Raw genomic sequence first — 21,853 nt, forward strand, 5'->3', positions numbered from 1 at the left:
ACACGGGCGAGTATACGGTGGGGTCGGGCCGCGCCGATCCGCGCCACGCCCCTCGCGGCCGGCCGCCGCGCCCGACCACGTGCGTCAGTGGAACAGGAAGGTGGTCACGACCCAGGTGGCCACGAGCATGACGATCACGAAGAGCAGGACGTAGGGGAGGCTCGAAGCGTAGGTCGCGAGGACGAGCCTCGCGACCTCCTTCCTTGACAGGCGTGGTGGGCGCTGATGGCGGTCGCGCCCGCCTCCGGTCCCGCCGCGGCCCACGCCCTACCTCAGCGGTTGATGCACGCCTTGAAGTGCCCCGGCGAGACCTCCACGAGGGGAGGCACGACCTCGGCGCACTCCTTGGTCGCGATCGGGCAGCGCGTGCGGAACACGCAGCCCGACGGGGGGTTGATGGGAGACGGGATGTCGCCCTGGAGGATGATGCGGTCGCGCTTGACCGTCGGGTCGGGGATCGGCACGGCCGAGAGCAGCGCCTCCGTGTACGGGTGGATCGGGTTGGCGTACAGCTCCTTGGCGGGAGCGATCTCCATGATGCGCCCGAGGTACATCACGATGACGTGGTCGCTGATGTACTCGACGACCCCCAGGTCGTGCGCGATGAAGAGCAGCGTGAGGCCGAGTTCGTCCTTCAGGTCCTGGAGGAGGTTGACGACCTGCGCCTGGATGGAGACGTCGAGGGCGGAGACGGGCTCGTCCGCCACGATGAACTGCGGATCGACGGCGAGGGCGCGCGCGATCCCGATGCGCTGCCGCTGCCCGCCCGAGAACTCGTGCGGGTAGCGGCGCATGTGAGACGGCGACAGCCCGACGCGCTCGAGCAACTGGGCCACCCGCTGCTCGCGGTCCTTCCCGCGCGCCAGGTTGTGGATGGTCATGGCCTCACCGATGATGTCGCCCACCGACATGCGCGGGTTGAGGCTCGCGAACGGGTCCTGGAAGATGATCTGCATGCGCTTGCGGTACTCGCGCATCTGGCCCTTGCTCAGCTTGGTGACGTCGACACCGTCGAACAGGACCTCGCCAGCGGACGGCTCGATGAGGCGGAGGATCGAGCGACCCACCGTCGTCTTGCCGGACCCCGACTCGCCCACCAGTCCGACGACCTCGCCGCGCTGGACGTTGAACGACACGTCCTCGACCGCCTTGACGTTGGCGACAACGCGCGAGAAGATGCCGCCCCGGATGGGGAAGTACTTGCGCAGGTTCTTGACCTCGAGGAGGACTTCGGAGTTGGGCGCCTGGACGGCCCCCTTCTTGTTCTCGTTGCTCATGCCGGGATCTCCGCTTTGAGGTCGAGTTCCTGCCACCTTACGCAGCGAACCATGTGGCCGCCGCCGGTGTCGTCGAGGGGCGGGATGGCCACCTTGCACTTGTCCTGCACGAAGCGGCAACGCGGGTGGAAGGCGCAGCCCTGCGGGAGGTTGAGGGGGTTGGGGACGTTGCCGGGGATGGCCTGGAGCCGCTCCTGGTGCTCCCTGCCGCGGTCAACGCGCGGGATCGAGTTGAGCAGGCCGAGGGTGTAAGGCATCTTCGGGTCGGCGAAGATGTCGTGCACGTCGGCCTCCTCGACGGCGCGCCCCGCGTACATGACCACCGCGCGGTCGGCCATCTCCGCCACCACGCCGAGGTCGTGCGTGATGAAGAGGATGGACATGCCGATCTCGTTCTGCAGCTTGCGCATCAGGTCGAGGATCTGCGCCTGGATGGTCACGTCGAGCGCCGTCGTGGGCTCGTCGGCGATGAGCAGCTTCGGCCCGCACGACAGCGCCATGGCGATCATGACGCGCTGGCGCATGCCGCCCGACATCTGGTGCGGGAAGTTCTTGACGCGCTTGCCCGGCTCGGGGATGCCGACCAGGTCGAGCATCTCGGCGGCCAGCTTCATCGCCTCGCGGTACGACTTGCCCTGGTGGAGCACGATGGCCTCGGCGATCTGGTCGCCCACCGTGTAGACCGGGTTGAGGCTGGTCATCGGCTCCTGGAAGATCATGGAGATGTCGTTGCCGCGGATGCGCCTCATCTCGCGCTCGGTCTTGGTGACGAGGTCCTTCCCCTCGAACATGATCTTCCCGCCGGCGATGCGGCCCGGCGGGGTGGGGATGAGGCGCATCATGGACAGGCTCATCACCGACTTGCCGGAGCCCGACTCACCGACGACGGCCAAGGTCTCGCCCTTGTTGAGGTGGAAGCTCACCCCATCGACGGCTTTGACCGTGCCCTCGTCGGTGTCGAAGTAGGTCTTGAGGTCGATCACCTCAAGGATCCGCTCATTGTTGGGCATCTGCGCGTACACTCCTCACTCGTTGTACGAAGCCGGGCCGTGGTCGCCCCGATCGCCAAGAAAGCATTGCCAGGCGCACGGTGCATACTGCGCTGTGCGCCTCGCAAGATATTCCTGAGACTGTGGAAATACGCTCGCGCTTCCTGCGGGTCCCCGCGCTACCTGCGCTTCTTGGGGTCGAAGGCGTCCCTCAAACCATCGCCGAGCAGGTTCCAGCATAACACTGCCAGGAGGATGGGGATGCCAGGTATCAGGAGCCACGGCACGAACTGGATGCTGATGCCGCGAGCTGTGGCGTCGCGCAGCAGCAGTCCCCAGCTGGCGGTGTCCAGCTCGCTCGGTCCGAGGCCGAGGAACGACAGGCCCGTCTCGGCGAGGATGAAGCCGGGGATCGAGAGGGTCAGGTCGACGATGGCGTAGCTGGCCGTGCTCGGCAGGAGGTGGCGGAGCAGGACGCGGGTCTCGCTGGCGCCGAGCGCCTTGGCGGCCGCGGCGTAGTCGAGCTCGCGTGCCGAGAGGATGAGGCCGCGGATGATGCGCGCCAACCCGCCCCACCCCACGAAGCCGAGGACCACCACGGTGAGGAGGAACGTCTGCGCCGAGGTCATCGTCAACCCGAACGACTTGGCCAGAGGGTTGTTGGGGTCGCGCAACAACGACGACAGCACGATGAGGAGGAAGAGCCCCGGGATGGCGGCGAACACCTCGACGAGGCGCATGATGAGGTCGTCCACGAGCCCGCCGTAGAAGCCGGCGATCCCACCCAGTATCAGGCCGAGGAAGAAAGCCACCCAGACGGCGAGGATGCCGATGGTCAGGCTGACCTGGCCGCCGTAGAGCACGCGCGAGAACACGTCCTTGCCGAGGTTGTTGCTGCCCCACAGGAAGATGCGCGCGGGGTCGTCGACGCCGAAGAGGTGCAGGTCGGACTTGAAGAGGCCCAGGACCTTGTAGGGCTGCGACGGGCGGTGGACGAAGAGCTTGATCGGGTACCTGACGTCGGTGACTTCCTCGTACACGCGCTGCCTGGTGATCGGGTCGCGCGACTCGACGACGTCGTACACGAACGGCCGCGTGAGCTTGCCAGTGTCGGGGTCGATCCAGTGCACCTGGGTGGGCGGCCTGAAGGCCGCGGCTGGGCGCGTGCGGTACTCGTTGATGCCGTAGGGCGCGAGGAATCCCGCGAATATGGCCGTCAGGTACATGACGACGAGGACCCAGCCGCCCACCAGCGCCGCCTTGTGCCGGCGGAACTGCTCCCAGACGATCCTCCCCTGGCTCTTGCTCTCGCGGGTCAGGATGGGTCCGGCGTCGCGTTCGAAGCTGGCCTCGCCCGGTTGCGTGGGCGGTTCGTCGCCGTGGAGGGCGGCGACCTCGAGTTCGGCGTCGGGCGTCTCGCGGTCGATGTTGGGATCGTCTCTATCGGTCACGGCGGGGTCTCAGTCGTAGCGGATCCGCGGGTCGACCGCGGCAAGGAGGAGGTCGGAGAAGAGGTTGCCGATCATCAGGAGGAGGGTGGTGATGACCAGTAGGCCCAGGACCACGTAGATGTCCTGCGCGCTCAGGGCCGTGAGGAACGTGGGGGTGATGCCGGGCCACGACATGACGACCTCGACGAGGCCGGCGCCGCCCACCAGGCCGGGGAGGATGCCGCCGATGCCCGCCACGAACGGGATGATGGCGGGACGCAGCGCGTGCTTGTAGGTCACCTTGGTGTGACCGACGCCCTTGGCGCGGGCGGTGCGGATGAAGTCAGAGCCCAGGTACTCGATCATCTGGGCCCGCAGCACGCGCGTGAAGCCCGCCATGCCCGAGGTGGCCACGACGAGCGACGGGATGAACATGTGCCACATGACGTCCCAGAACTGACCCCAGGGGCTGAGCGTCAGGTAGTTGCTGCTCGTCATGCCGGCGACGGGGAAGATGAGCTGGTTGAACCCGAACCAGTCCTTCGTGAGCGTGCGCAGCAGGAAGAGCCCCAGGATGGCCACCTGGGCGAGGAAGAAGTTGGGGGTGGCGAGGCCCAAGTACGACAGGGTGCTGACGGTCTGGTCGCCGACGGAGTACTGCCTGACCGCCGAGTAGACCCCCGCCGGCACCGAGACGGCCCATAGCAGCACGAGCGACAGGAGCGCCAGGTACATGCTGTTGCGCATGGGGTTGGCGATGCGCTGCCACACGGGTTGGTTGGAGACGAACGACTGGCCGAGGTTGCCGACGGCCAGGTTCTTCATCCAGTTGACGTACTGGACGTAGATGGGCTTGTCGAGGCCGAACTCGGCCCGCATCCGCTGGATGGTCTCCGGCCTTACGTTGGGTTCTAGCTCCTTGGCCTTGAAGAAGTCGCCGGGCACGAGTTGGCTGATGAGGAACATCAGCATCGTCGCCCCGACGAAGGTCGGTACGAGCTGGAACACGCGCCTGACGATAAAGATGAGCACTCGTTATCCCTCTGGGCTCCACGCCGACGGGCGGGTGCCGCTCGGGCAGGGTGGGCGCCTGGTGGCGCGGTAAGAGATCCCCATGTCTTCGAAGATAGTGAAAGGGTGGGAGTGGGCGGCGTGATGCCGCCCACTCTCGTGTCCTGCCGGTTCTGAAGCCGACTCGGCCTTACTGTGCCTTGAACAGCATGGGGAGCTCCCACGCGCCGAGGAGCGGGTTGATCTGACCCTCGTTGTGGTAGCCGCGGATGTTGCCGGCCCAGCTGTAGTGCGCCATCGGGCTGACGGCGTAGAGGATGGGGATGAGGTCGGACTCGACGGCCTGGATCTCGTGGCCGACGTCGCGGGCGGCCTCGGTGTCGAGGGTCTCGCGGCCGACGTTGAAGAGCTGGCCCATGAGGGTCTCCTGCGTGGTGAGGCAGGAGCCGCTCGTGTTGTACATGTGCAGGTTCGTGCCGCAGGGGACGACGTTGACGCCGAACGGCCAGTCGCGCGAGCCGCCGGTGAGGCCGATCAGGATGGCGTCGAACGGCCGGTCGTCGCCCTCCGAGAGGAGCTGGTCGACGAGGAGGTTGAAGTCGATGGCCTGCACCTGCACGTCGACGCCGATCTCGCGGGCGCTGTCGGCGAAGATGGCCGCGATCTGCTCGCGCGCCGTGTTGCCGGCGTTGGTGGCGAGGATGAACGAGGCGGTCTTGCCGTCGGCGTTCACGAGGATGCCGTCGGCGTTCTTGTGGTCGTAGCCGATCGACGCCATCAGCGCCGTGGCGGCCTCTGGGTCGTACGGGTAGGTCTCGACGTCGTTGTTGACCCAGTACTCGTTGATCGGGTAGACGCTCGTGTACATGGGGATGGCGGAGCCGTTGTAGACGAGGTCCATGATGGCTTCGCGGTCCATGACGTGCGCCATGGCACGGCGGAAGTTGACGTTGCGGAAGAGCGCTTCCTTGGCGGGGTCGGAGGCCTTGTTCCAGTTCCAGACGATGAACTGGCTGCTGGCGACCGGGCTCACGGCCTCGAGCACGATGACGTCGATGTCGCCGTTGTTGACGGCCTGGTTGATGACGCCGATGTCGTCGAGGTTACGCGGGGAGAACGAGTCGATCTCGCCGGCGAGGTAGAGGTTGAGCGCCGCGTCGAGGTCGCCGGCCACCGTCATGCTGTAGGAGTCGAGGAAGGGGAGGGCGTTGCCGGCCTCGTCGACGTTCCACTCGCCGAAGTACGGGTTGCGCTCGAGGACGATGCGCTCGCCGGGTTGGAAGACGGAGGGAACGAAAGCGGTGGGCCACACCGTCTTCGTCACGTCGACGTCGGTGCCCCAGAGGGCCTTGACGGCCTCGGCGCCGCCCGTGCGGTAGGCCTCGCCGTAGATGGCATCGGGCACCGGGCTGACCGCGACGACCGGGAAGGCGAGGCGGTCGGGGCGCGGGAAGTGGAAGCGCAGGCCGTTGTCGCCGACGCGCTCCACCGTGATCTGGTCGTCGCCCATGAACCAGCTGTCGTAGCCGTTGGAGCCCACGTCGGGGTCGGTCTCCAGGACGTAGCGGATGTAGTAGTCCTGCGCCGTGATGGGGCTGCCGTCGGACCACTTCATGCCGTCGCGGACGACGACGTCGACCTGGGTGCCCTCCTCGTTGGCCGTGAAGGACTCGGCGCCGTAGGGGAGCCACTCGTCGGAGTCGGGGCCGCGCATGATGAGCGGCGCGCCCCCGAACAGGTAGTCGGAGAGCGCCTGCGACTCGGCCGAGGTGACCGGGTTGAAGGTGCGCGGGTCGCCGATGAGGGCGATGCGCAGCGTGCCACCGTAGACGGCCTCGCCGGGGGCGGCGTTGCTCCACGAGCTGGGCCACACGAAGGGCTCGGCGAACGCGAACGCGGCGACCGCCAGCAGGCTCAACAGGATGAACAGCTTCTTCATTTCTCCTCCACTAAGGGTGTCACCCCGCGCGTGGACCCGCGCCGCTGCCGGCCGGTGCCTTCACGCCTAGGATGACGGTGGCCTACGGTAACCTCAAACCGCTGAACCTGCAAGGCGGCCCGCCTGGATGGTGGACGGGCGGCACATGCGGTTGGTCCAGGGCCCGGGCCCGGCGGCCGGAACGCCGGGTGGGCTATTCACATTTACCCACTTGGAACGAATCTAACACCGCGCCGGGCGACCGTCAACGCGTGCTCCAGGGCGCGTACCGGCCGCCCCCTTGAGGGGCGGCCGGCCTTCATCACCGGGGGATGAGGCCGAGGAGGAGGGCCATCACGGCCCAGGCGATCGCCAGGTAGATGGTGGTGCGGTGCAGCCCGCCGGCGGTCCCGCCGAGCGTGGCGCCGAAATCCGCGCCGCCCCCGCCGAGCGCGTCGCCCAGGCCGGACTGTTTCGGTTCCTGCATCAAGATCGCCACGGTGAGGATCACCGACACGATCAGGAAGATGATGAAAGCTATCCAGAACATCTTGCCTCCACTGGGGGCGCGGTCAGCGCCCTCCGCTCGGACTGGGAACCGCGTGCCACGAACATGGTGCCGAGAGCGGGACTCGAACCCGCACGGGTCGCCCCGGTTGATTTTGAGTCAACTGCGTCTACCGTTCCGCCATCTCGGCCCGCGCGAGCTGCTCGAGCCGGTGGGCACGGCACGCGGACGGTTGACAATACTACCAACTCCCGCGGCGCCGCGACAAGGTGCGTAGTCCCACGGCGCCGGCCCACCAGGTGGGGGGCGAGCGGACGCGTGGTAGCCTGGCGGCCGTATGCGCGCCGCGATAGTGACGTTCCCGGGCAGCAACTGCTTCGAGGATGCCTCGCACGCCCTCGGCGCCGTGCTCGGCGCCACCACCTGGCACGTCTGGCACGCGGCGGGTTCGCTGGACGGCCCCGGCGGCAGGCCGGACGTCGTCGTCATCCCGGGCGGGTTCAGCTACGGCGACTACCTGCGCTGTGGCGCGCTGGCGGCGCGGAGCCCGGTCATGGCGGCCGTGAGGGATCACGCCGCCGCCGGCCGGCCCGTGCTGGGCATCTGCAACGGCTTCCAGGTCTTGACGGAGGCCGGGTTGCTGCCCGGCCAGCTCGCCCGCAACGAGGGTCTCCGCTTCCGCTGTCAGGACGTCCACCTGCGGGTCGAGCGCACCGACCTGCCGTTCACCCGGCGCGCGCGCGCGCAGCAGGTGCTCAGGCTCCCCATCGCGCACGCCGACGGGCGCTACTACGCCGCGCCTGACGAGGTGGCGCGCCTCGAGGGGGAGGGACGGGTGGTGCTCCGCTACGTAGACGCCACGGGCCGGGCGACTCCGGAGGCGAACCCCAACGGCAGCGTGGGCGCCATCGCCGGCATCGTCAACGCCCGCGGCAACGTGCTTGGCATGATGCCTCACCCCGAACGGGCGGTGGAGGCGCTGTTGGGGGGAGAGGACGGCCGGGTGATCCTCGAGTCCGTCCTCGGCGCGTGAGCGCCGCCGCCCCCGCCGGGTGAGCCGCCGCGCTTGACCCCAGCCATGCGAAAGGAAGGCAGATGGCCGACGACCTGAGGGCCCGGGCAGCCACCTTCGGACTGACCCTGGAGGAGTACGACCTCGTGACCAGCGCACTCGGCCGGCCACCGAACCCACTCGAGGCCGCCATGTTCGGCGCCCTGTGGAGCGAACACTGCGGCTACAAGAACTCGAAGCCGCTCTTGCGGCGCCTGCCGACGACCGGCCCCCAGGTGCTGCAGGGACCGGGGGAGAACGCCGGCGTCGTAGACATCGGCGCTGGCTGGGCGGTCGCCTTCAAGATGGAGAGCCACAACCACCCCAGCGCGGTCGAGCCCGTGCAGGGCGCCGCCACCGGCGTCGGGGGCATACTCCGCGACATCTTCGCGATGGGAGCGCGCCCGTTCGCCACCCTGAACTCGCTCCGCTTCGGCGAGCTGGACGCGCCCGCCACCCGCAGGCTCCTCGCCGGCGTCGTCGAGGGCATCGCCCTCTACGGCAACGCCATCGGCGTGCCGACGGTCGGTGGTGAGGTCGAGACGAACCCGTGCTACGCGGAGAACCCGCTCGTCAACGTCATGGCCCTCGGGCTCCTCAGGCACGACGAGCTCAAGCGGGGGACCGTCGGGGCCGTCGGCAACCGGCTCCTCTACGTCGGTTCGCGCACCGGCCGGGACGGCCTCGGCGGGGCCGTCTTCGCCTCGGCCGACCTGTCCCTCGCCTCCGGCGAGGACCGGCCGGCGGTGCAGGTCGGCGACCCCTTCATGGAGAAGCTGTTGCTCGAGGCGTGCTTGGAGGCTTACGCGGCCGGCCTGGTGGCGGGCGTGCAGGACATGGGCGCCGCCGGCCTCACCAGCTCGGTCGGCGAGATGGCGCACCGGGCCGGGTTGGGCGTGGACCTTCACGTCGACCGCGTGCCCAGGCGCGAGGCGGGCATGACGCCGCTCGAGGTGATGCTGTCGGAGTCGCAGGAGCGCATGGTCCTGACGGCGCAACCGGGCAAGGAGGCCGAGCTCCTCGCCCTCCTGGCCAGGTGGGAGCTCGAGGCCGTCGAGGTTGGCGAGGTGACCGACCACGGGCGCTTCAGGGTGCTCGAGAGGGGCGAGGTCGTGGCCGACGTGCCCGTGCGGGCACTCAACGAGCCACCAGAGTACGTGCGGGAGGGCGTGGAGGAGCCGAGCGTGAGGGCGGCCCGTGAAACCGACCTGGCGGGCCTCCCCGTGCCAGCCGACCCAGCCGCCGTCCTGCTGACGCTGCTTGGGGCCCCGGCGATAGCCTCCAAGCGTCCGCTCTTCGAGCAGTTCGACCAGCAGGTCATGACCAACACGGTGATCGGCCCCGGCGCGGCCGGCGCGGCCGTCATGCGGGTGAAGGGGACCAGGCTGGGCGTCGCGGCCACCGTCGACTGCAACTCGCGCTACGTGCACCTCGACCCGGAACTGGGGGCCGCGCACGCCGTCGCCGAGGCGGCGCGCAACCTGAGCTGCGTCGGCGCCACGCCGCTCGCGGTCACCGACAACCTCAACTTCGGCAACCCCACCAACCCCGGCGTCTACTACCAGCTCGAGCGGGCGGTGGCCGGCCTGACCAGCGCCTGCCTGGCCCTCGACACCCCCGTCGTCGGCGGCAACGTGAGCCTCTACAACGAGTTCGCCACCCCCGGCGGACGCCACGCCATCCACCCGACGCCGACGATCGGCATGGTGGGCGTCCTCCCCGACGTGACGCGGCACGCCACCGCCGCCCTCAAGCGCCCGGGCGACGCGATAGTGCTGCTGGGGGCGGTCCCCGGTACGCTCGGCGCCGGCGAGTACCTCTACCGGGTTCACGGGGTCGAGGCCGGCGCGCCGCCCCCGCTCGACCTCGTGGTCGAGGCCAAGGTGCAGGCGGTGGTGCGCGGTCTCGTGCAGGACGGCCTCTGTGACACGGCCCACGACGCCGGTCACGGCGGCCTGGCCGTCGCGCTGGCCGAGCTGTGCCTCGCCGCCGGCCGGGCGGGCGACGCGGGGCCGGGCCCGGGCCTGACTGTCGACCTGGGCGACCCGCCGGGGGCGCGGACCGACGAGGTCCTGTTCGGCGAGGCGCCGGCCCGCGTGGTCCTGGCCCTCGCGCCCGCCGACGTCGAGGAGGCGCTGGCGCGCGCGGAGGCCGTCGGGGTGCCGGCGGCCGTCGTCGGCGAGGCGACCGCCCCCGTTGGCGCCGATGCCCGCTTCGTCCTGAAGGGTGGCGGCGCCACCATCGAACTCACGGTGGGGCAACTGGCGGCGCCATACCGGGGCGCCTACCAGGAAGCGATACGCTGAGGCTGGTGGTCCCCCTGCCCCGGGTCGAGAGCGTCGACAAGCCGCGCGAGGAGTGCGGCGTGTTCGGGGTGCGCCTGTCGCGCCCCGCCGACGTGGCCGGCCTCTGCCACCTGGGGATCTTCGCCCTGCAGCATCGGGGCCAGGAGTCGTGCGGCATCTGCGTCACTTCGACCGAGCAGGTGCGGCTCGAGAAGGGGATGGGGCTGGTGGGGGAGGTCTTCACCCCCGAACGGCTCGACCGGCTCCGCTTCCCCGGGGCGCACCAGGGCGTGGCCCACACCCGCTACTCGGTGACCGGCTCGAGCGTCCCCTTGAACGCCCAACCGCTCACGGTGCGCTCCAACAAGGGCTACCTCGCCCTCGTCCACAACGGCAACTTCACCAACGCCCGCGAGATCCGCGATGACCTCCTCGCCGGCGGAGCCGTCTTCCAGACCAGTAACGACAGCGAGGTGATGTTGAACCTGATCGCCCGCTACAGCACCCTCGACCTCGTCGAGGCGACGGCCCGCGCCATGAAGGACCTGCAGGGCGGCTTCGCGGTCGTGCTGATGGACGACCGGCGGCTCATCGCGCTCCGTGACGCGCACGGCGTCCGACCGCTCGTCATGGGCACGCTGGACGGCGGCCACGTCTTCGCCTCCGAACCCGCAGCGTTGGCCGTGGTGGGAGCAGAGTTCGTCCGCGACGTCAGGCCCGGCGAACTAGTGGTGGCCGACGGTGCCGGGCTCAGGAGCCTGCAGGTCCTCGCGCCCGAACCCACCCCGTGCGCCTTCGAGTGGATCTACTTCGCCCGCGGCGACGCCGTCCTCGACGGCGTGGACGTCCACGGCGCCCGCGTGCGCATGGGCATGGAGCTCGCCAGGGAGGCACCGGTGGCGGCCGACCTCGTCGTGGGGGTCCCGGAGTCCGGCCTGGCAGCCGCCATCGGCTACTCGCGCGCCGGCGGCGTGCCGTACGACCTCGGCCTCTACAAGTCGCCGTACGCCGGCCGCTCCTTCATCAGCCCCACCCAGCAGCTGCGCGAGCTGAAGGTGCGACTCAAGCTGAGACCGACGGCCGCCGTGCGCGGCCGACGCGTCGTGCTGGTCGACGACTCCATCGTCAGGGGCACCACGTCGGGCCGCATCGTCCAGCTCCTGCGCGAAGCCGGGGCGTCGGAGGTGCACTTCCGGGTCTCCAGCCCACCCATCAAGTACCCCTGCTACTACGGCATCGACACCGCCGCTCGCAAGGAGCTGGCCGCCGCCACCTTGAGCGTCGAGGAGATCAGGCAGCGGATCGGCGCCGACAGCCTGCACTTCCTGACGGAGGAGGGCCTGCGGCGGGCACTCGAGCTGCAGGACGTCTGCCTGGCGTGCTTCAACGGGCGCTACCCGGCCGGCGAGCCGAGCGAGCTGGCGCGCCGCGAGGGGCTCGGACCCGAGGTCGGGCGCGCCGAGGCGACCGGCTAGGTCAGGCCCGACCGCCGCGCGCGGTCAACGCCAGCCACGCGAACTCGATCAGGCGCGGCACCCGCCGCCAGCGCCGCCTGTCGAGGGCCACCCGGAACAGCCACTCGACCCCGAGCCGGGTGGTCCAGGCCGGCATGCGCCTCACCTCGCCCGCCAGCACGTCGAGCGTTCCCCCGACCCCGATCGACACCTTGGCCCCGAGGCGCTCCCTATGCTCGTGCAGGAAGAGCTCCTGCCCCTCGCCCAGGCCGGCCAGCAGCAGGTCGGGCGCGGCCGCCCGCACGGCGGCGCACACGGCGTCCGCCTCGCCGACCCGGTCGAAGTAGCCGTGATGGTGGCCGACGACGGTCGTGCCGTAGGTGGCCGCGACGGCGAGCGCCGCCCGCTCCGCCACCCCAGGCCGTGCGCCGAGGAGGTAGACGCGCAGGCCGGCGCCGCCGCGACCGAGCACCGCCGCGACCAGGTCGACGCCCGGCACCCGTCCCGGCAGCCGCGTGCCGGCCAGGCGCGCCGCCAACGCCACCCCGACGCCGTCCGCGACGCTCAGGTCGGCCGCGCGCAGCGCCCGGTCGAGCTCCGGTTGGGCCCGACCCAACACGACGATCTCGGGGTTGAGGGTGACCACCAGCCGCGAGGCGCCCGGCGGGGCGGCTGCGGCCGCGAGCACCCAGTCGGTGGCGCCCGCCAGGTCGACCACGTCGAGCGGGTAGCCGAGTACGGCGACCCGGCGGGGCGCGACCTCGGTCAAGAGGCCGTGAAGCGGTACAGGTTGCCGTGCTCGCCCGGCTCCACCCCGACGAGCTGCGGCACGCTCTCGCTCGCCGACACGCGCGCGGCGAAACCGATGTCTTGCTCCAGGCCGATGGAGCGCAGGTACTGCCCGGCCACCGAGCGCCACAGCACGTCGAGCGGCTCGGGGAAGGCGCGTAGGACGGTGGTCGCCAGGCGCGTGGCGCCCGCGACCTCGCTGACTGCCAGGTGCGTCCTGGCCAGGCCGGCGATGACCGCCGCCGCCAAGGTGTCGTCGAGGTCGGGTTCGCCCGCGAAGCCGGAGCAGACGAGGTCGATGCGCGACCCCGCCAACGCCGCGGCGCGCCGCGCCACGGCGCCGGCGTTGTAGAGCGACCCGAGCAGCACGTGGCGCGCGCCCCCGAGTTGCTCCAGCCAGCGCGGAGCGTTCTCCGACACCATCACGACGTCGCGGTCACCGAAGCCGATGCGGGCCAGGTTGGCCGGCGAGTTGCCGTGGTTGAAGCCCTCGGGTGGCACGCCCTGGCGCTCCCCCACGAGCACGTTGCCGGCCGCGGCCGCGCGGGCGCGCCGCATGGAGGTGGTGAGCGACAGGCTCGAAGCGCCCTGGTCGAAGAGCATCGGGGCGACGGTGCACGTTCGCAGCACGTCGATCAGGACGACGACGTCTGTGTAAGGCCCGTTCGCTACGAGATCCGTGTTGATCAGCATGGTGGCGCCCCGTCCCGGCCGCGCGAGTCTAACACGGGGGGCGCCGGGGTCCGGCGTCGCCCGCGGCCCCACCGCACCGCGCCGCGCCGGATAAGCTGCGCTGTGCTCGCCGCAGCAACGCCGCCCGCGCCCTCGTTCGTCGCCGCCTACCTCGACGGGCAACTGAACGACTTCTTCGAGCTGAGGCCGGGCGACGTCGACGCGGCGTTGGAGCTGCCACGGGCCGCGGAGCGGGGTCCGCTCGTCGACGCCCTGACGCGTTACGCGCGCAGCCTTGGTGCTCCGGACGCGGTCTTCAGGAACCTCGAGCGGCTGCGCCACCCACGGGCGCGGGCCGTTGTCACCGGGCAGCAGACCGGCTTGCTGCTGGGCCCCACCTACACGCTGTCGAAGGCCGTCACCGCCGTGGCGCTGGCGCGGCGCCTCGACAGCGCTGAGCGACCCGTGGTGCCGCTCTTCTGGCTGGCGACGCAGGACCACGACGCGCACGAGATGGATCACTGTTACCTCCTCGACGGCAGCGAGACGCTGCGCCGTCTGGCCGTGCCGCTCCCCGCCGGCGTCGCCGTCGGGCGGGCCCGGTTCACGACCGCCATGCTCGCCGCCGTGGAGGACGGCCTCGCGTCCCTCACGCCGCCGCCGCGCTTCCTTGGCGAGGTGCGCGCGCTGCTTCGTGACACGGCGGCCGACGCCGCCACCTACCCGGACTGGTTCGGCGCCATCCTGACGCGCCTCCTGGGGGAGCAGGGCCTCGTCCTGGTCGACCCCCTCCGGGCTGACGTCGCGGCGCTGTTCCGGGACGTCCTCGCCGCCGAACTGGCCGACGCCGGCCACACCCCCCACGCCGTCAACGCCGCGGGCCGGCGCCTGAAGGCGATCGGCTTCGAGGCCCAGTTGGGTCGTGGCGCCGACGCCACCAACCTGTTCGTCGAGGTCGACGGGCGCCGCGTGCTGCTGCGGCGCCGGGGCGCCGGCTTCACGGCAGGCGAGCGCGACTTCACCGGGCCGGAACTCGTGGCGATGCTCGGGGACGACCCCACCGTCGTCACGCCGGCGGCGGGCCTGAGGCCGGTCGTGCAGGACGCGCTGTTGCCGACCGCGGTCTTCGTGCTCGGACCCGGCGAGCTGCGCTACGTGGCGCAGCTGCGCGACGTGTACCGCTTCCACGACGTGCCCATGCCGCTGGCGTGGCCGCGGGCGAGCGCCACGGTGCTGGAGCCGCCCGTGGCCAGGCTGCTTGCGAAGTACGGACTCGACGCCGCCGGTTACTGCGCCCACCCGGAGCGTGCCGAGGAGGCCGCGCTCCTCGCGCTCCACGGTCACGCGGCCGGCTTCGCGGCGTCGGCGGCCGCCGTGGAGGCGCAGGTCGTCGGCATGCTCGAGGCCGTGAACGGCATCGACCCGACGCTCGACCGGGCGGTGCGCAAGGGGGGCGAGCGCCTGGCCGCGACCCTGGAGCGGCTGCGCCACAAGGTCGGGTCGGCGCTCGCCCGAACCGACGCGACCACCGCCAGGCAGTTCGACCGCCTGCGCGCCCACCTCCTGCCCGGCGGCGAGAAGGCCGAGCGCGTGTTGAGCCCCTTGAGTCACGCCCTCAAGTTCGGCGTGAGACCCGTCGTGGACCTGTTCCTCACGCTCGAGCCGTCGGGCGAGCAGGAGCTAAGGGTCTGAGGGGGCGCATCGCGGCGGCGACGGGTCGCCGCGGCGGCCCGTCGCCGGCTATCCCTTGTAGGAGAGCGAGTAGTTGGGAGCGTCCTTCGTGATGGTCACGTCGTGGGGGTGCGACTCGACGAGCGACGCCTGGGTGATCGTCACGAAGCGCGCGTCGGCCTTGAGTGCCGCGATGTCCTTGGTGCCGCAGTACCCCATGGCGGAGCGCAGCCCGCCCACGGCCTGATAGATGACGTCGCCGACGGGACCCTTGTAGGCCACCATGCCCTCGATGCCCTCGGGCACGAGCTTGGAGCGCCCCTCGGCGCTGTCCTGGAAGTAGCGGTCGGCGCTTCCCCCGGCCATGGCCCCGAGGCTGCCCATGCCGCGGTACGCCTTGTAGCGGCGCCCGTCCCTGAGGATCTCCTCGCCCGGCGCCTCGCTCGTGCCGGCGAGCAACGAGCCGACCATTACGACGTCGGCACCCGCCGCGATCGCCTTGGCGATGTCGCCCGAGTACTTGATGCCGCCGTCTGCGACGAGCGTCACGCCCGCCTCGCGGGTGACGGCTGCCACCTCCAGGATGGCGCTCAGCTGCGGCATGCCGACCCCCGTGACGACGCGCGTGGTGCAGATGCTGCCGGGACCGACGCCCACCTTCACGCCGTCGGCACCGGCCGCCACGAGGGCGGCCGCCCCCTCGGCCGTGGCGACGTTGCCCGCGACGACCTCGACGGCGAAGTTCGCCTTCACGTGAGCGAGGGCGTCGAGGATTCCCTGGCTATGGCCGTGGGCGCTATCGAGCACCAGCAGGTCGGCGCCGGCCTCGACGAGCGCGCCCGCGCGCTCCTCGAGGTCTAGCCCGACGCCGACGGCGGCCGCCACACGCAACCGGCCGAGTTCGTCCTTCGCGGCGCTCGGGTACTCGAGGCGCTTGGTGATGTCCTTGATGGTGATCAGACCCTTGAGGTAGCCGCCGGCATCGACCACCAGGAGCTTCTCGATCTTGTGCCGCCGCAGGATCCCGACCGCCGTCTCGAGCGTCGTTCCGACGGGCACGGTGACGAGCCCCTGCGACGTCATGACCTCGGAGACCGGGCGGTGCATGTCCGTCTCGAAGCGCATGTCGCGGTTGGTGAGGATGCCCACGAGCCTGCCGTCGGCCTCCACGATCGGGACGCCGCTGATGGAGTAGGCGCGCATGAGATCCTCGGCGTCGGCCAGGGTGGCGTGGCGCTCGAGGGTGATGGGGTCGACTATCATGCCCGACTCGGAGCGCTTCACCTTGCGCACCATCTCGGCCTGCAACTCGACGCTCATCTTCTTGTGGATCACGCCGATGCCGCCCAGGCGCGCCATGGCGATGGCCATCTGAGTCTCGGTCACGGTGTCCATCGCCGCCGACACGAGGGGGATGTTGAGGCCGACGCCCGCCGTCACGCGCGTCGACACGTCGACCTCCTTCGGCAACACGCGGCTGTGGGCCGGGACGAGCAGGACGTCGTCGAACGTCAGCGCCGTGGCGACGATCTTCGCCGAGGCGTCACGGCTCCGTGGCAGTGGGGCGGGTACGGTCATGGTTCACCCTTTCGGTGGGCGGCGCGGCGCTGCGCGCCGGATGCGGACGGTCAGGGGTCGCGCTCCAGGAGCACGACGAGCGGCGTGAGCCACCGTTCCGGGACGCGGACGGCCCTGCCGCTCGCGTCCGTGGGCACGTGGCGTGTCGTCGCGGTCGCGACCAGGGTCCGGTCGGCCGGCCTCAGAACACGGTAGGCGAAGGCGACGCTGCGACTGCGCACCTCCGTCAGCGTCGTGGCGACCTCGAGCAGGTCGTCGAAGTAGCAGGCGGCCCGGTAGTCGACCTCGAGGCGCGCCACCGCCAACGACAGGCCGGTATCCTCCATCTCGCGGTAGCTCAAGCCGCGCCGGCGCAACCACTCCACGCGCCCCGCCTCGAACCACGGCACGTAGGCGCTGTGGTGCACCACGCCCATCTGATCGGTCTCGACGAACCTGACCCTTAGCTCCATGTCCCTCGCCGGCCGGCGCCGGTGACGCCGCGCCCCTCGCCGGGCAGCATAACGCCTGGGCCGCGGCCCGCCGGCCGGTGCTACAGTGCGCTCGGGAGCGAAGGTGACCCAGAGCAAGGTCCGGTCCCTGGCGGCCGAGTTCTTCGATCAGACCAAGTACCGGCGGGGGCTGCTGCCCCCGTCTCGCACGCGCGTGGCGCCGCCGTTCAAGGTCTTCGCCAACCCGGCGGAGGTGGCCACCCTCCCCGCTCCCCAGCTGAAGGGCGGCACGGGCATCTGGACCGCACTGTCGCGCGACCGCGGCGGGGTCGCCGAGGGAGGCAGGCTCAAGCAGGCGCACCTGTCGCAACTGCTGTGGAGCTGCGCAGGCTTCACCTACGGCAGGCAGCGGGTTCACGTCACGTCGCAGGCCGTGTCGTCCCTCGAGTGTTACGTCCTGGCGTTCAACGTCCAGGACCTCTTCGCCGGGGTGTACCACTACAACCCGCGCGACCACAGCCTCGACCAGCTCAAGATGGGGTCCGTCGACGCCGCCTTCGCCGAGTGCGTCCTGGCGCCCGTCGACCTGGCCGCGCAGGCCGCCGCAGTCTGCTTCACGGGGGTGCCCTCGCGACACCGCGTCGCCGACGGCGGGCGCATGTACCGCTACCTACTCCTTGACGCCGGCGCAGCCGCGCAAGAGCTCGTGTTGGCCGGCACCGCCCTCGGCCTGGCCGTCGGGTACGCGGCCGACTTCTACGACGACGAGCTGGCCGCGCTGCTCACGGTCGACGGGCGGGGCGAGGTGCCGCTCTGCTTCCTGACCATCGGCTCGTGACGGGTTAGCCGCCGCGCGCCCTCGGCGCCGGGGGTCGCCCCGGTCGGGCGGGCGTTATGCTGCCAGCCGACCGCCCGCCCGGCGCGAGCGGCCCCGCGGGCCGCCACGCCGGTCCGGCCAGGAGGAAGGGCACCCGAATGACCGACGCAACCGACACGAAGCGAGCCGGCGCCGAGTCGTCCCGCGGCACCGCCGACTACCTTGCCGCGGCGGCGGAACACTCGTCGCAGTTGTGGCATCCGAACGTGGTGTTCGTGCGGGGCGACGGCGCCCTCATCTACGACGCGGACGGACGCGAGTACCTCGACTGCATGGCCGGCATCGCCGTGGCCAGCGTGGGGCACGCCAACCCTCGCCTCGCCGACGCCGTGGCGGCGCAGGCGCGGCGCCTGATCGTGTGCCCCCAGAACCTGGGCAACGACGTCCGCACCGACTTCACGACCAAGCTGTTCCGGTACGTCAGGCAGCCACTCAACCGGGTCTTCTTCGGTAACTCGGGCGCCGAGGCGAACGAGGCGGCCCTGAAGTGGGCACGCGTCGCCACCGGTCGGAGCCGCTTCGTCGCGGCCCGCCACGGCTTCTCCGGCCGCACGCTCGGCGTGCTCCCCCTCACCTGGGAGCCCAAGTACCGCGAGCCGTTCGCGCCCTACGACACCCCGGTCGAGTTCGTCCCCTACAACGACGTCGCCGCGCTGCGGGCGGCGGTGAACGACTCGACGGCTGCCGTGCTGCTGGAGCCGATCCAGGGGGAGAGCGGCATCAGGCCCGCCACGCCCGAGTACCTGAGGGCGGCGCGCGAGGCCACCACGGCCGCCGGGGCGCTGCTGGTGCTCGACGAGATCCAGACCGGTGTCGGCCGGACGGGCACGTTCCTCGCGAGCGAGGAGTACGGGGTGGCCCCAGACATGGTCACGCTGGCGAAGGGACTCGCCGGCGGCGTGCCCATCGGGGCCTTGCTCATGACCGACGCCGTCGCGGCCGCCATGCCCAAGGGCGGCCACGGCACCACGTTCGGCGGGAACCCCCTGGCGGCGGCCGCCGGCCTGGCGGTCCTGGAGGAACTGGAGGCGCGCGACCTCATGGGGGCGGCGCGGCGCCTGGGTCAGAGGTTGATGGACGGGCTCCGCGCGTGCGGCCCGAAGGTGGCCGAGGTGCGCGGGCGCGGGCTGTTGATCGGCCTGGAACTCACTGTGCCCGCCGCGCCGGTCATCGAGGCGCTCTTGGCGGCCGGGGTGGTCACGATCGCCGGTGGCGGCGAGACCATCCGCTTCCTGCCGCCCCTCGTCATCACGGCCGAGCAGGTGGACGAGGTCATCTCCCGGACGCGCGCCGTGTTGGCGCGGGCGTGAGGTTTCCCGTGACGGCCGGGCGGGCCGCCTTCATATACTGACGGCGTGAGCCTCAAGCTGGAGAGCATCGCGCTCGAGCTGCTCGAGTACAAGGTCGACGAGTACCGCTCAACGAGGAGCGTGCGGGGCGGACTGCCGTCCTTATGGGAACTACTCGGCATGCTCAACCGCGAGCGGGAGCGATTGACCACGGACGAGCGCAACCGCCTCGACGAGGCCGGCCGCACGATGACCGGCCTGTCCAAGACGGCCGGCACCGCCGCCGTTGTGCCGAGCCTCGTGTCGCTCGTGCTGGAGGACGATGCTCCCGCCCTCCTCGCCGAGGAGGCCGCGGCGCGCCCACCGACGATCGGCGGGGGCTCGCCCGAGGAACGCGACGAGCACGCCGTGCTCCAGCGCCTCGCAAGGCGCGTCTGGTGGGACGACCTGGAGGAGTACGTGCAGCGCGTTGCCGCCGGCTGGCGTGCGGAGCGCGACCGCCTGACCGCCCGGCTCGTCTTCGCGACCCTGCAGAACCTGCAACGCAACGCAGACCGCAGCACGTTCGGGCAGGACGTGCCGGGCCGCGGTTTCCGCGTCATCGAGCCCCTCCCGACGCTGCGCGACCCCCTCGTGTCCCTGTCGGACCTCGACGCGCTATCCGAGATCGTTCGGGAACTGATCAACGTGATCATGACCTCGGGCAAGCCGGGCAGCCCGTTGCCCGCCCTCGAGAGGGGGGAGAGCGGCGCTCTCGCCTACGTGCGCAACGCCGCGCTGGCCGTGGCGAACGACCCCTACGCCGGGCGGCTGTCGCCCGACGCCAGCAAGTCGTTGACCTCGACCCAGTTGCGCCTGGCGCTACAGGAGCTGGGGAAGGAGCGGCTGCCCGAGGAGGAGAAGGCGGCGCAGCGCCGGGAACTGGAGCGGCGCCTCAGCGAGCTCACCGCGCGGGAGCGGGCCGACCGCCAGTCGTTCCAGCGCGACACGGCGCACTTCGTGGAGCTCGTCGAGGCGTTCTTCGGCCGGCTGGCCGGCTACCTGCCCACGACCGTGGGCGGCGAGGCCGGCGGGCCGCACCTCGAGGGCGGGGTCCTCTTCGGGGTCAACCCGATCCTCAAGTGGGAGAGGGTGCCCGCGGAGGCGTCGGCGGTGACGGTGCGCATGGTCGGTCCGGTGCGGCTCACCCTGGCGGGCCACGACCTGGCGATAGGCGGGGTGGGCAACGACCGGACGCTCTACCTCGACGGCGAGGCGGTCGACCTCGACGGGTCACGCGTCCTTAGGCGCGACCGCGTCCGCATCGGCGCGTTCCGTGAGGGCGAGTACGTCCACGTGAGGATCCGCAACGACGCGAAGTCGTTGGGCGCGCGTCTCGCCGACGCGCTGGTCGTGAACGAGGTGCTGGCGTCGCCGCAACGCGACGAACTGCTCGCCACGATGAAGGTGCTTGCCAACAACGTTCGCGGCGAGGTCGACGAGGTCGTCGGCCAGGCCGTCGCGCGCGCCAACGTCGTGGCGCTCAGGGCACCGAGCCGCATGAAGGCGCTGGAGGGGCTCCTGCGGGGGGCGGCCAAGGCGGCCGGCGTCGTGGTGAGCGACGACACGGTCGGCAACGTCGTGGCGCGCATGGCGAAGGTGGGAACGGTCGAGCCGTCCGACCTGCCAGGCCTCGTGGCCACGTCGGGGGCGAGCGAGCACGTCGTGAAGACGCTGACCCAGGAGCCGATGACGTTCGACCTCGCCAACCTCAAGATCACGGTCCGCCAGTACCGCGGCCGGGACCGCGCCGCGCAGGAGAGCCTGGTCGCCATGCTCCCGGGCCAGGTGCTCGGGTCGTTCACGGAATCGATGCTCACGCCGCGGCCTGGCGGGACGTTGATCTTCGCGCGCGGCGAGGAGGAGGTGGCGGTCCTGTTCGTCCCGAACCGCCCCGACGGGACCGCCTACTGACCGCCCGTTTGCCTGCGCGCGCCCGCGGCCGCCCCGATGGGGAGCGCCGGCGGGAAGCTCAGGGGGGCGTCGGTTGCGGCGGGCCGAACTCGTACGCCGCGCGCAACACCGCCAGGTCGGCGTCGTCCACGCGGCCGTCGCCGTTGAAGTCGGCGCGGAGGTTCACGCCCGTCCGGCCGTACGCCTGCCCGAACGCCACCAGGTCGTAGAAGCCCACGCTGCCGTCGCCGTCGAGGTCCTCGGGAGCGCGCCCGCGGCGCTCCTCGAGGAGCGCGACGTCCGTCGGCGCCGGCGCCGCGATACTGGCGTCCGGGCTCCACGCCATCACGCCGGCGCCCCCCTCCTGCAGGCCGAGGAGCACGCCGAGTTCGTGCAGGAGCACGGGGCGGATCCGGGCGCCCGCCTCGGGCGAGACCAGCACCTCGGTCTGCCGGCCGCCGGAGACGAGCGTGAGGGAGGTGGCGTCGGGCCCCATGAGCTCCGACGTGCCGTAGCGCACGAGCGTGGCGGCCGCGCCGTCGAGCGTGAACTCGGCGACACCAGGCGCCGCCGCCTGCCACGCACCGGCCGCTTCGGCAACGTGGGTCGAGAGGAGCAGGGGGCCGCCGGCGTCGTCGACCCGGTAGGGAACGCGCAGCGGCGGTGGCGGCGCCGCGGGTGGCGCCGCGGG

18 protein-coding genes, 1 tRNA gene and 1 pseudogene are annotated in these 21,853 nt (G+C 71.2%); 7 read left to right on the top strand and 13 right to left on the bottom strand.

Going from position 1 to position 21,853, the window contains the following annotated elements:
• Nucleotides 1-84 precede the first annotated feature (84 nt).
• The 8 genes and pseudogenes from H3C53_05185 to H3C53_05220 form a co-directional block, all read right to left on the bottom strand.
• The gene (locus tag H3C53_05185) at nt 85-264 is read right to left on the bottom strand and encodes a hypothetical protein (GenBank protein ID MBW7916067.1); all 180 of its coding nucleotides are present in this window, start codon (nt 262-264) and stop codon (nt 85-87) included.
• Between the two features lie 8 nt (nt 265-272).
• Nucleotides 273-1,277, bottom strand: a complete 1,005-nt coding sequence (locus tag H3C53_05190; protein MBW7916068.1) for an ATP-binding cassette domain-containing protein — start codon at nt 1,275-1,277, stop codon at nt 273-275.
• On the bottom strand, nt 1,274-2,287 hold the full coding sequence (locus H3C53_05195) for an ABC transporter ATP-binding protein (GenBank protein MBW7916069.1): 1,014 nt from the start codon (nt 2,285-2,287) through the stop codon (nt 1,274-1,276). Before H3C53_05195 ends, H3C53_05190 begins: the two co-directional genes overlap by 4 nt.
• A 158-nt stretch (nt 2,288-2,445) precedes the next feature.
• A pseudogene (locus tag H3C53_05200) lies at nt 2,446-3,579 on the bottom strand (ABC transporter permease).
• A gap of 147 nt (nt 3,580-3,726) precedes the next feature.
• On the bottom strand, nt 3,727-4,728 hold the full coding sequence (locus tag H3C53_05205) for an ABC transporter permease (protein MBW7916070.1): 1,002 nt from the start codon (nt 4,726-4,728) through the stop codon (nt 3,727-3,729).
• 169 nt (nt 4,729-4,897) lie between these two features.
• A complete protein-coding gene (locus H3C53_05210; GenBank protein ID MBW7916071.1) occupies nt 4,898-6,646 on the bottom strand; it encodes an ABC transporter substrate-binding protein in 1,749 nt (582 codons plus the stop codon).
• 301 nt (nt 6,647-6,947) lie between these two features.
• Nucleotides 6,948-7,175, bottom strand: a complete 228-nt coding sequence (gene secG, locus H3C53_05215) for a preprotein translocase subunit SecG (protein ID MBW7916072.1) — start codon at nt 7,173-7,175, stop codon at nt 6,948-6,950.
• Between the two features lie 64 nt (nt 7,176-7,239).
• Nucleotides 7,240-7,323: transfer RNA gene (locus H3C53_05220), tRNA-Leu, on the bottom strand.
• Between the two features lie 147 nt (nt 7,324-7,470).
• Here H3C53_05220 and purQ point away from each other — a divergent pair.
• The 3 genes from purQ (at nt 7,471) to purF (ending at nt 11,944) form a co-directional block, all read left to right on the top strand.
• A complete protein-coding gene (gene purQ / locus H3C53_05225; protein ID MBW7916073.1) occupies nt 7,471-8,166 on the top strand; it encodes a phosphoribosylformylglycinamidine synthase subunit PurQ in 696 nt (231 codons plus the stop codon).
• 62 nt (nt 8,167-8,228) lie between these two features.
• On the top strand, nt 8,229-10,490 hold the full coding sequence (gene purL, locus H3C53_05230; GenBank protein ID MBW7916074.1) for a phosphoribosylformylglycinamidine synthase subunit PurL: 2,262 nt from the start codon (nt 8,229-8,231) through the stop codon (nt 10,488-10,490).
• Between the two features lie 14 nt (nt 10,491-10,504).
• Nucleotides 10,505-11,944, top strand: coding sequence for an amidophosphoribosyltransferase (gene purF / locus H3C53_05235; GenBank protein MBW7916075.1), 1,440 nt, complete (start codon nt 10,505-10,507; stop codon nt 11,942-11,944).
• Nucleotide 11,945: 1 nt separating this feature from the next.
• Here the strand turns inward: purF and H3C53_05240 are convergent, their stop codons facing one another.
• A complete protein-coding gene (locus H3C53_05240; GenBank protein MBW7916076.1) occupies nt 11,946-12,692 on the bottom strand; it encodes a WecB/TagA/CpsF family glycosyltransferase in 747 nt (248 codons plus the stop codon).
• Nucleotides 12,689-13,405 (bottom strand): 2-phosphosulfolactate phosphatase, encoded by a 717-nt coding sequence (locus H3C53_05245; protein MBW7916077.1) that lies wholly within the window; start codon nt 13,403-13,405, stop codon nt 12,689-12,691. The genes H3C53_05240 and H3C53_05245 overlap by 4 nt, the downstream gene beginning before the upstream one ends.
• A gap of 102 nt (nt 13,406-13,507) precedes the next feature.
• Here H3C53_05245 and bshC point away from each other — a divergent pair, with 102 nt between their 5' ends.
• The gene (gene bshC, locus H3C53_05250) at nt 13,508-15,076 is read left to right on the top strand and encodes a bacillithiol biosynthesis cysteine-adding enzyme BshC (GenBank protein ID MBW7916078.1); all 1,569 of its coding nucleotides are present in this window, start codon (nt 13,508-13,510) and stop codon (nt 15,074-15,076) included.
• Nucleotides 15,077-15,124: 48 nt separating this feature from the next.
• Here the strand turns inward: bshC and guaB are convergent, their stop codons facing one another.
• The gene (gene guaB / locus H3C53_05255) at nt 15,125-16,633 is read right to left on the bottom strand and encodes an IMP dehydrogenase (GenBank protein MBW7916079.1); all 1,509 of its coding nucleotides are present in this window, start codon (nt 16,631-16,633) and stop codon (nt 15,125-15,127) included.
• A 50-nt stretch (nt 16,634-16,683) separates the two neighbouring features.
• Nucleotides 16,684-17,085 (bottom strand): acyl-CoA thioesterase, encoded by a 402-nt coding sequence (locus tag H3C53_05260; protein ID MBW7916080.1) that lies wholly within the window; start codon nt 17,083-17,085, stop codon nt 16,684-16,686.
• A 103-nt stretch (nt 17,086-17,188) separates the two neighbouring features.
• Here H3C53_05260 and H3C53_05265 point away from each other — a divergent pair, with 103 nt between their 5' ends.
• The 3 genes from H3C53_05265 to H3C53_05275 all read left to right on the top strand — a co-directional run bounded on the left by H3C53_05265 (nt 17,189) and on the right by H3C53_05275 (nt 21,183).
• Nucleotides 17,189-17,902: a SagB family peptide dehydrogenase gene (locus H3C53_05265; protein MBW7916081.1), complete on the top strand. Its 714-nt coding sequence runs from the start codon at nt 17,189-17,191 to the stop codon at nt 17,900-17,902.
• Between the two features lie 137 nt (nt 17,903-18,039).
• Nucleotides 18,040-19,251 carry an aminotransferase class III-fold pyridoxal phosphate-dependent enzyme gene (locus H3C53_05270; protein MBW7916082.1) on the top strand — a complete coding sequence of 404 codons (1,212 nt, stop codon included), beginning with the start codon at nt 18,040-18,042 and terminating at the stop codon, nt 19,249-19,251.
• Between the two features lie 45 nt (nt 19,252-19,296).
• Nucleotides 19,297-21,183 (top strand): hypothetical protein, encoded by a 1,887-nt coding sequence (locus H3C53_05275; protein MBW7916083.1) that lies wholly within the window; start codon nt 19,297-19,299, stop codon nt 21,181-21,183.
• A gap of 58 nt (nt 21,184-21,241) precedes the next feature.
• Here the strand turns inward: H3C53_05275 and H3C53_05280 are convergent.
• Nucleotides 21,242-21,853, bottom strand: a 612-nt coding sequence (locus H3C53_05280) for a hypothetical protein (GenBank protein MBW7916084.1), incomplete at its 5' end; no start/stop codon positions are given.

The sequence above is a fragment of the Trueperaceae bacterium genome (genome assembly GCA_019454765.1).
In the GTDB taxonomy this organism is placed as follows: domain Bacteria; phylum Deinococcota; class Deinococci; order Deinococcales; family Trueperaceae; genus JAAYYF01.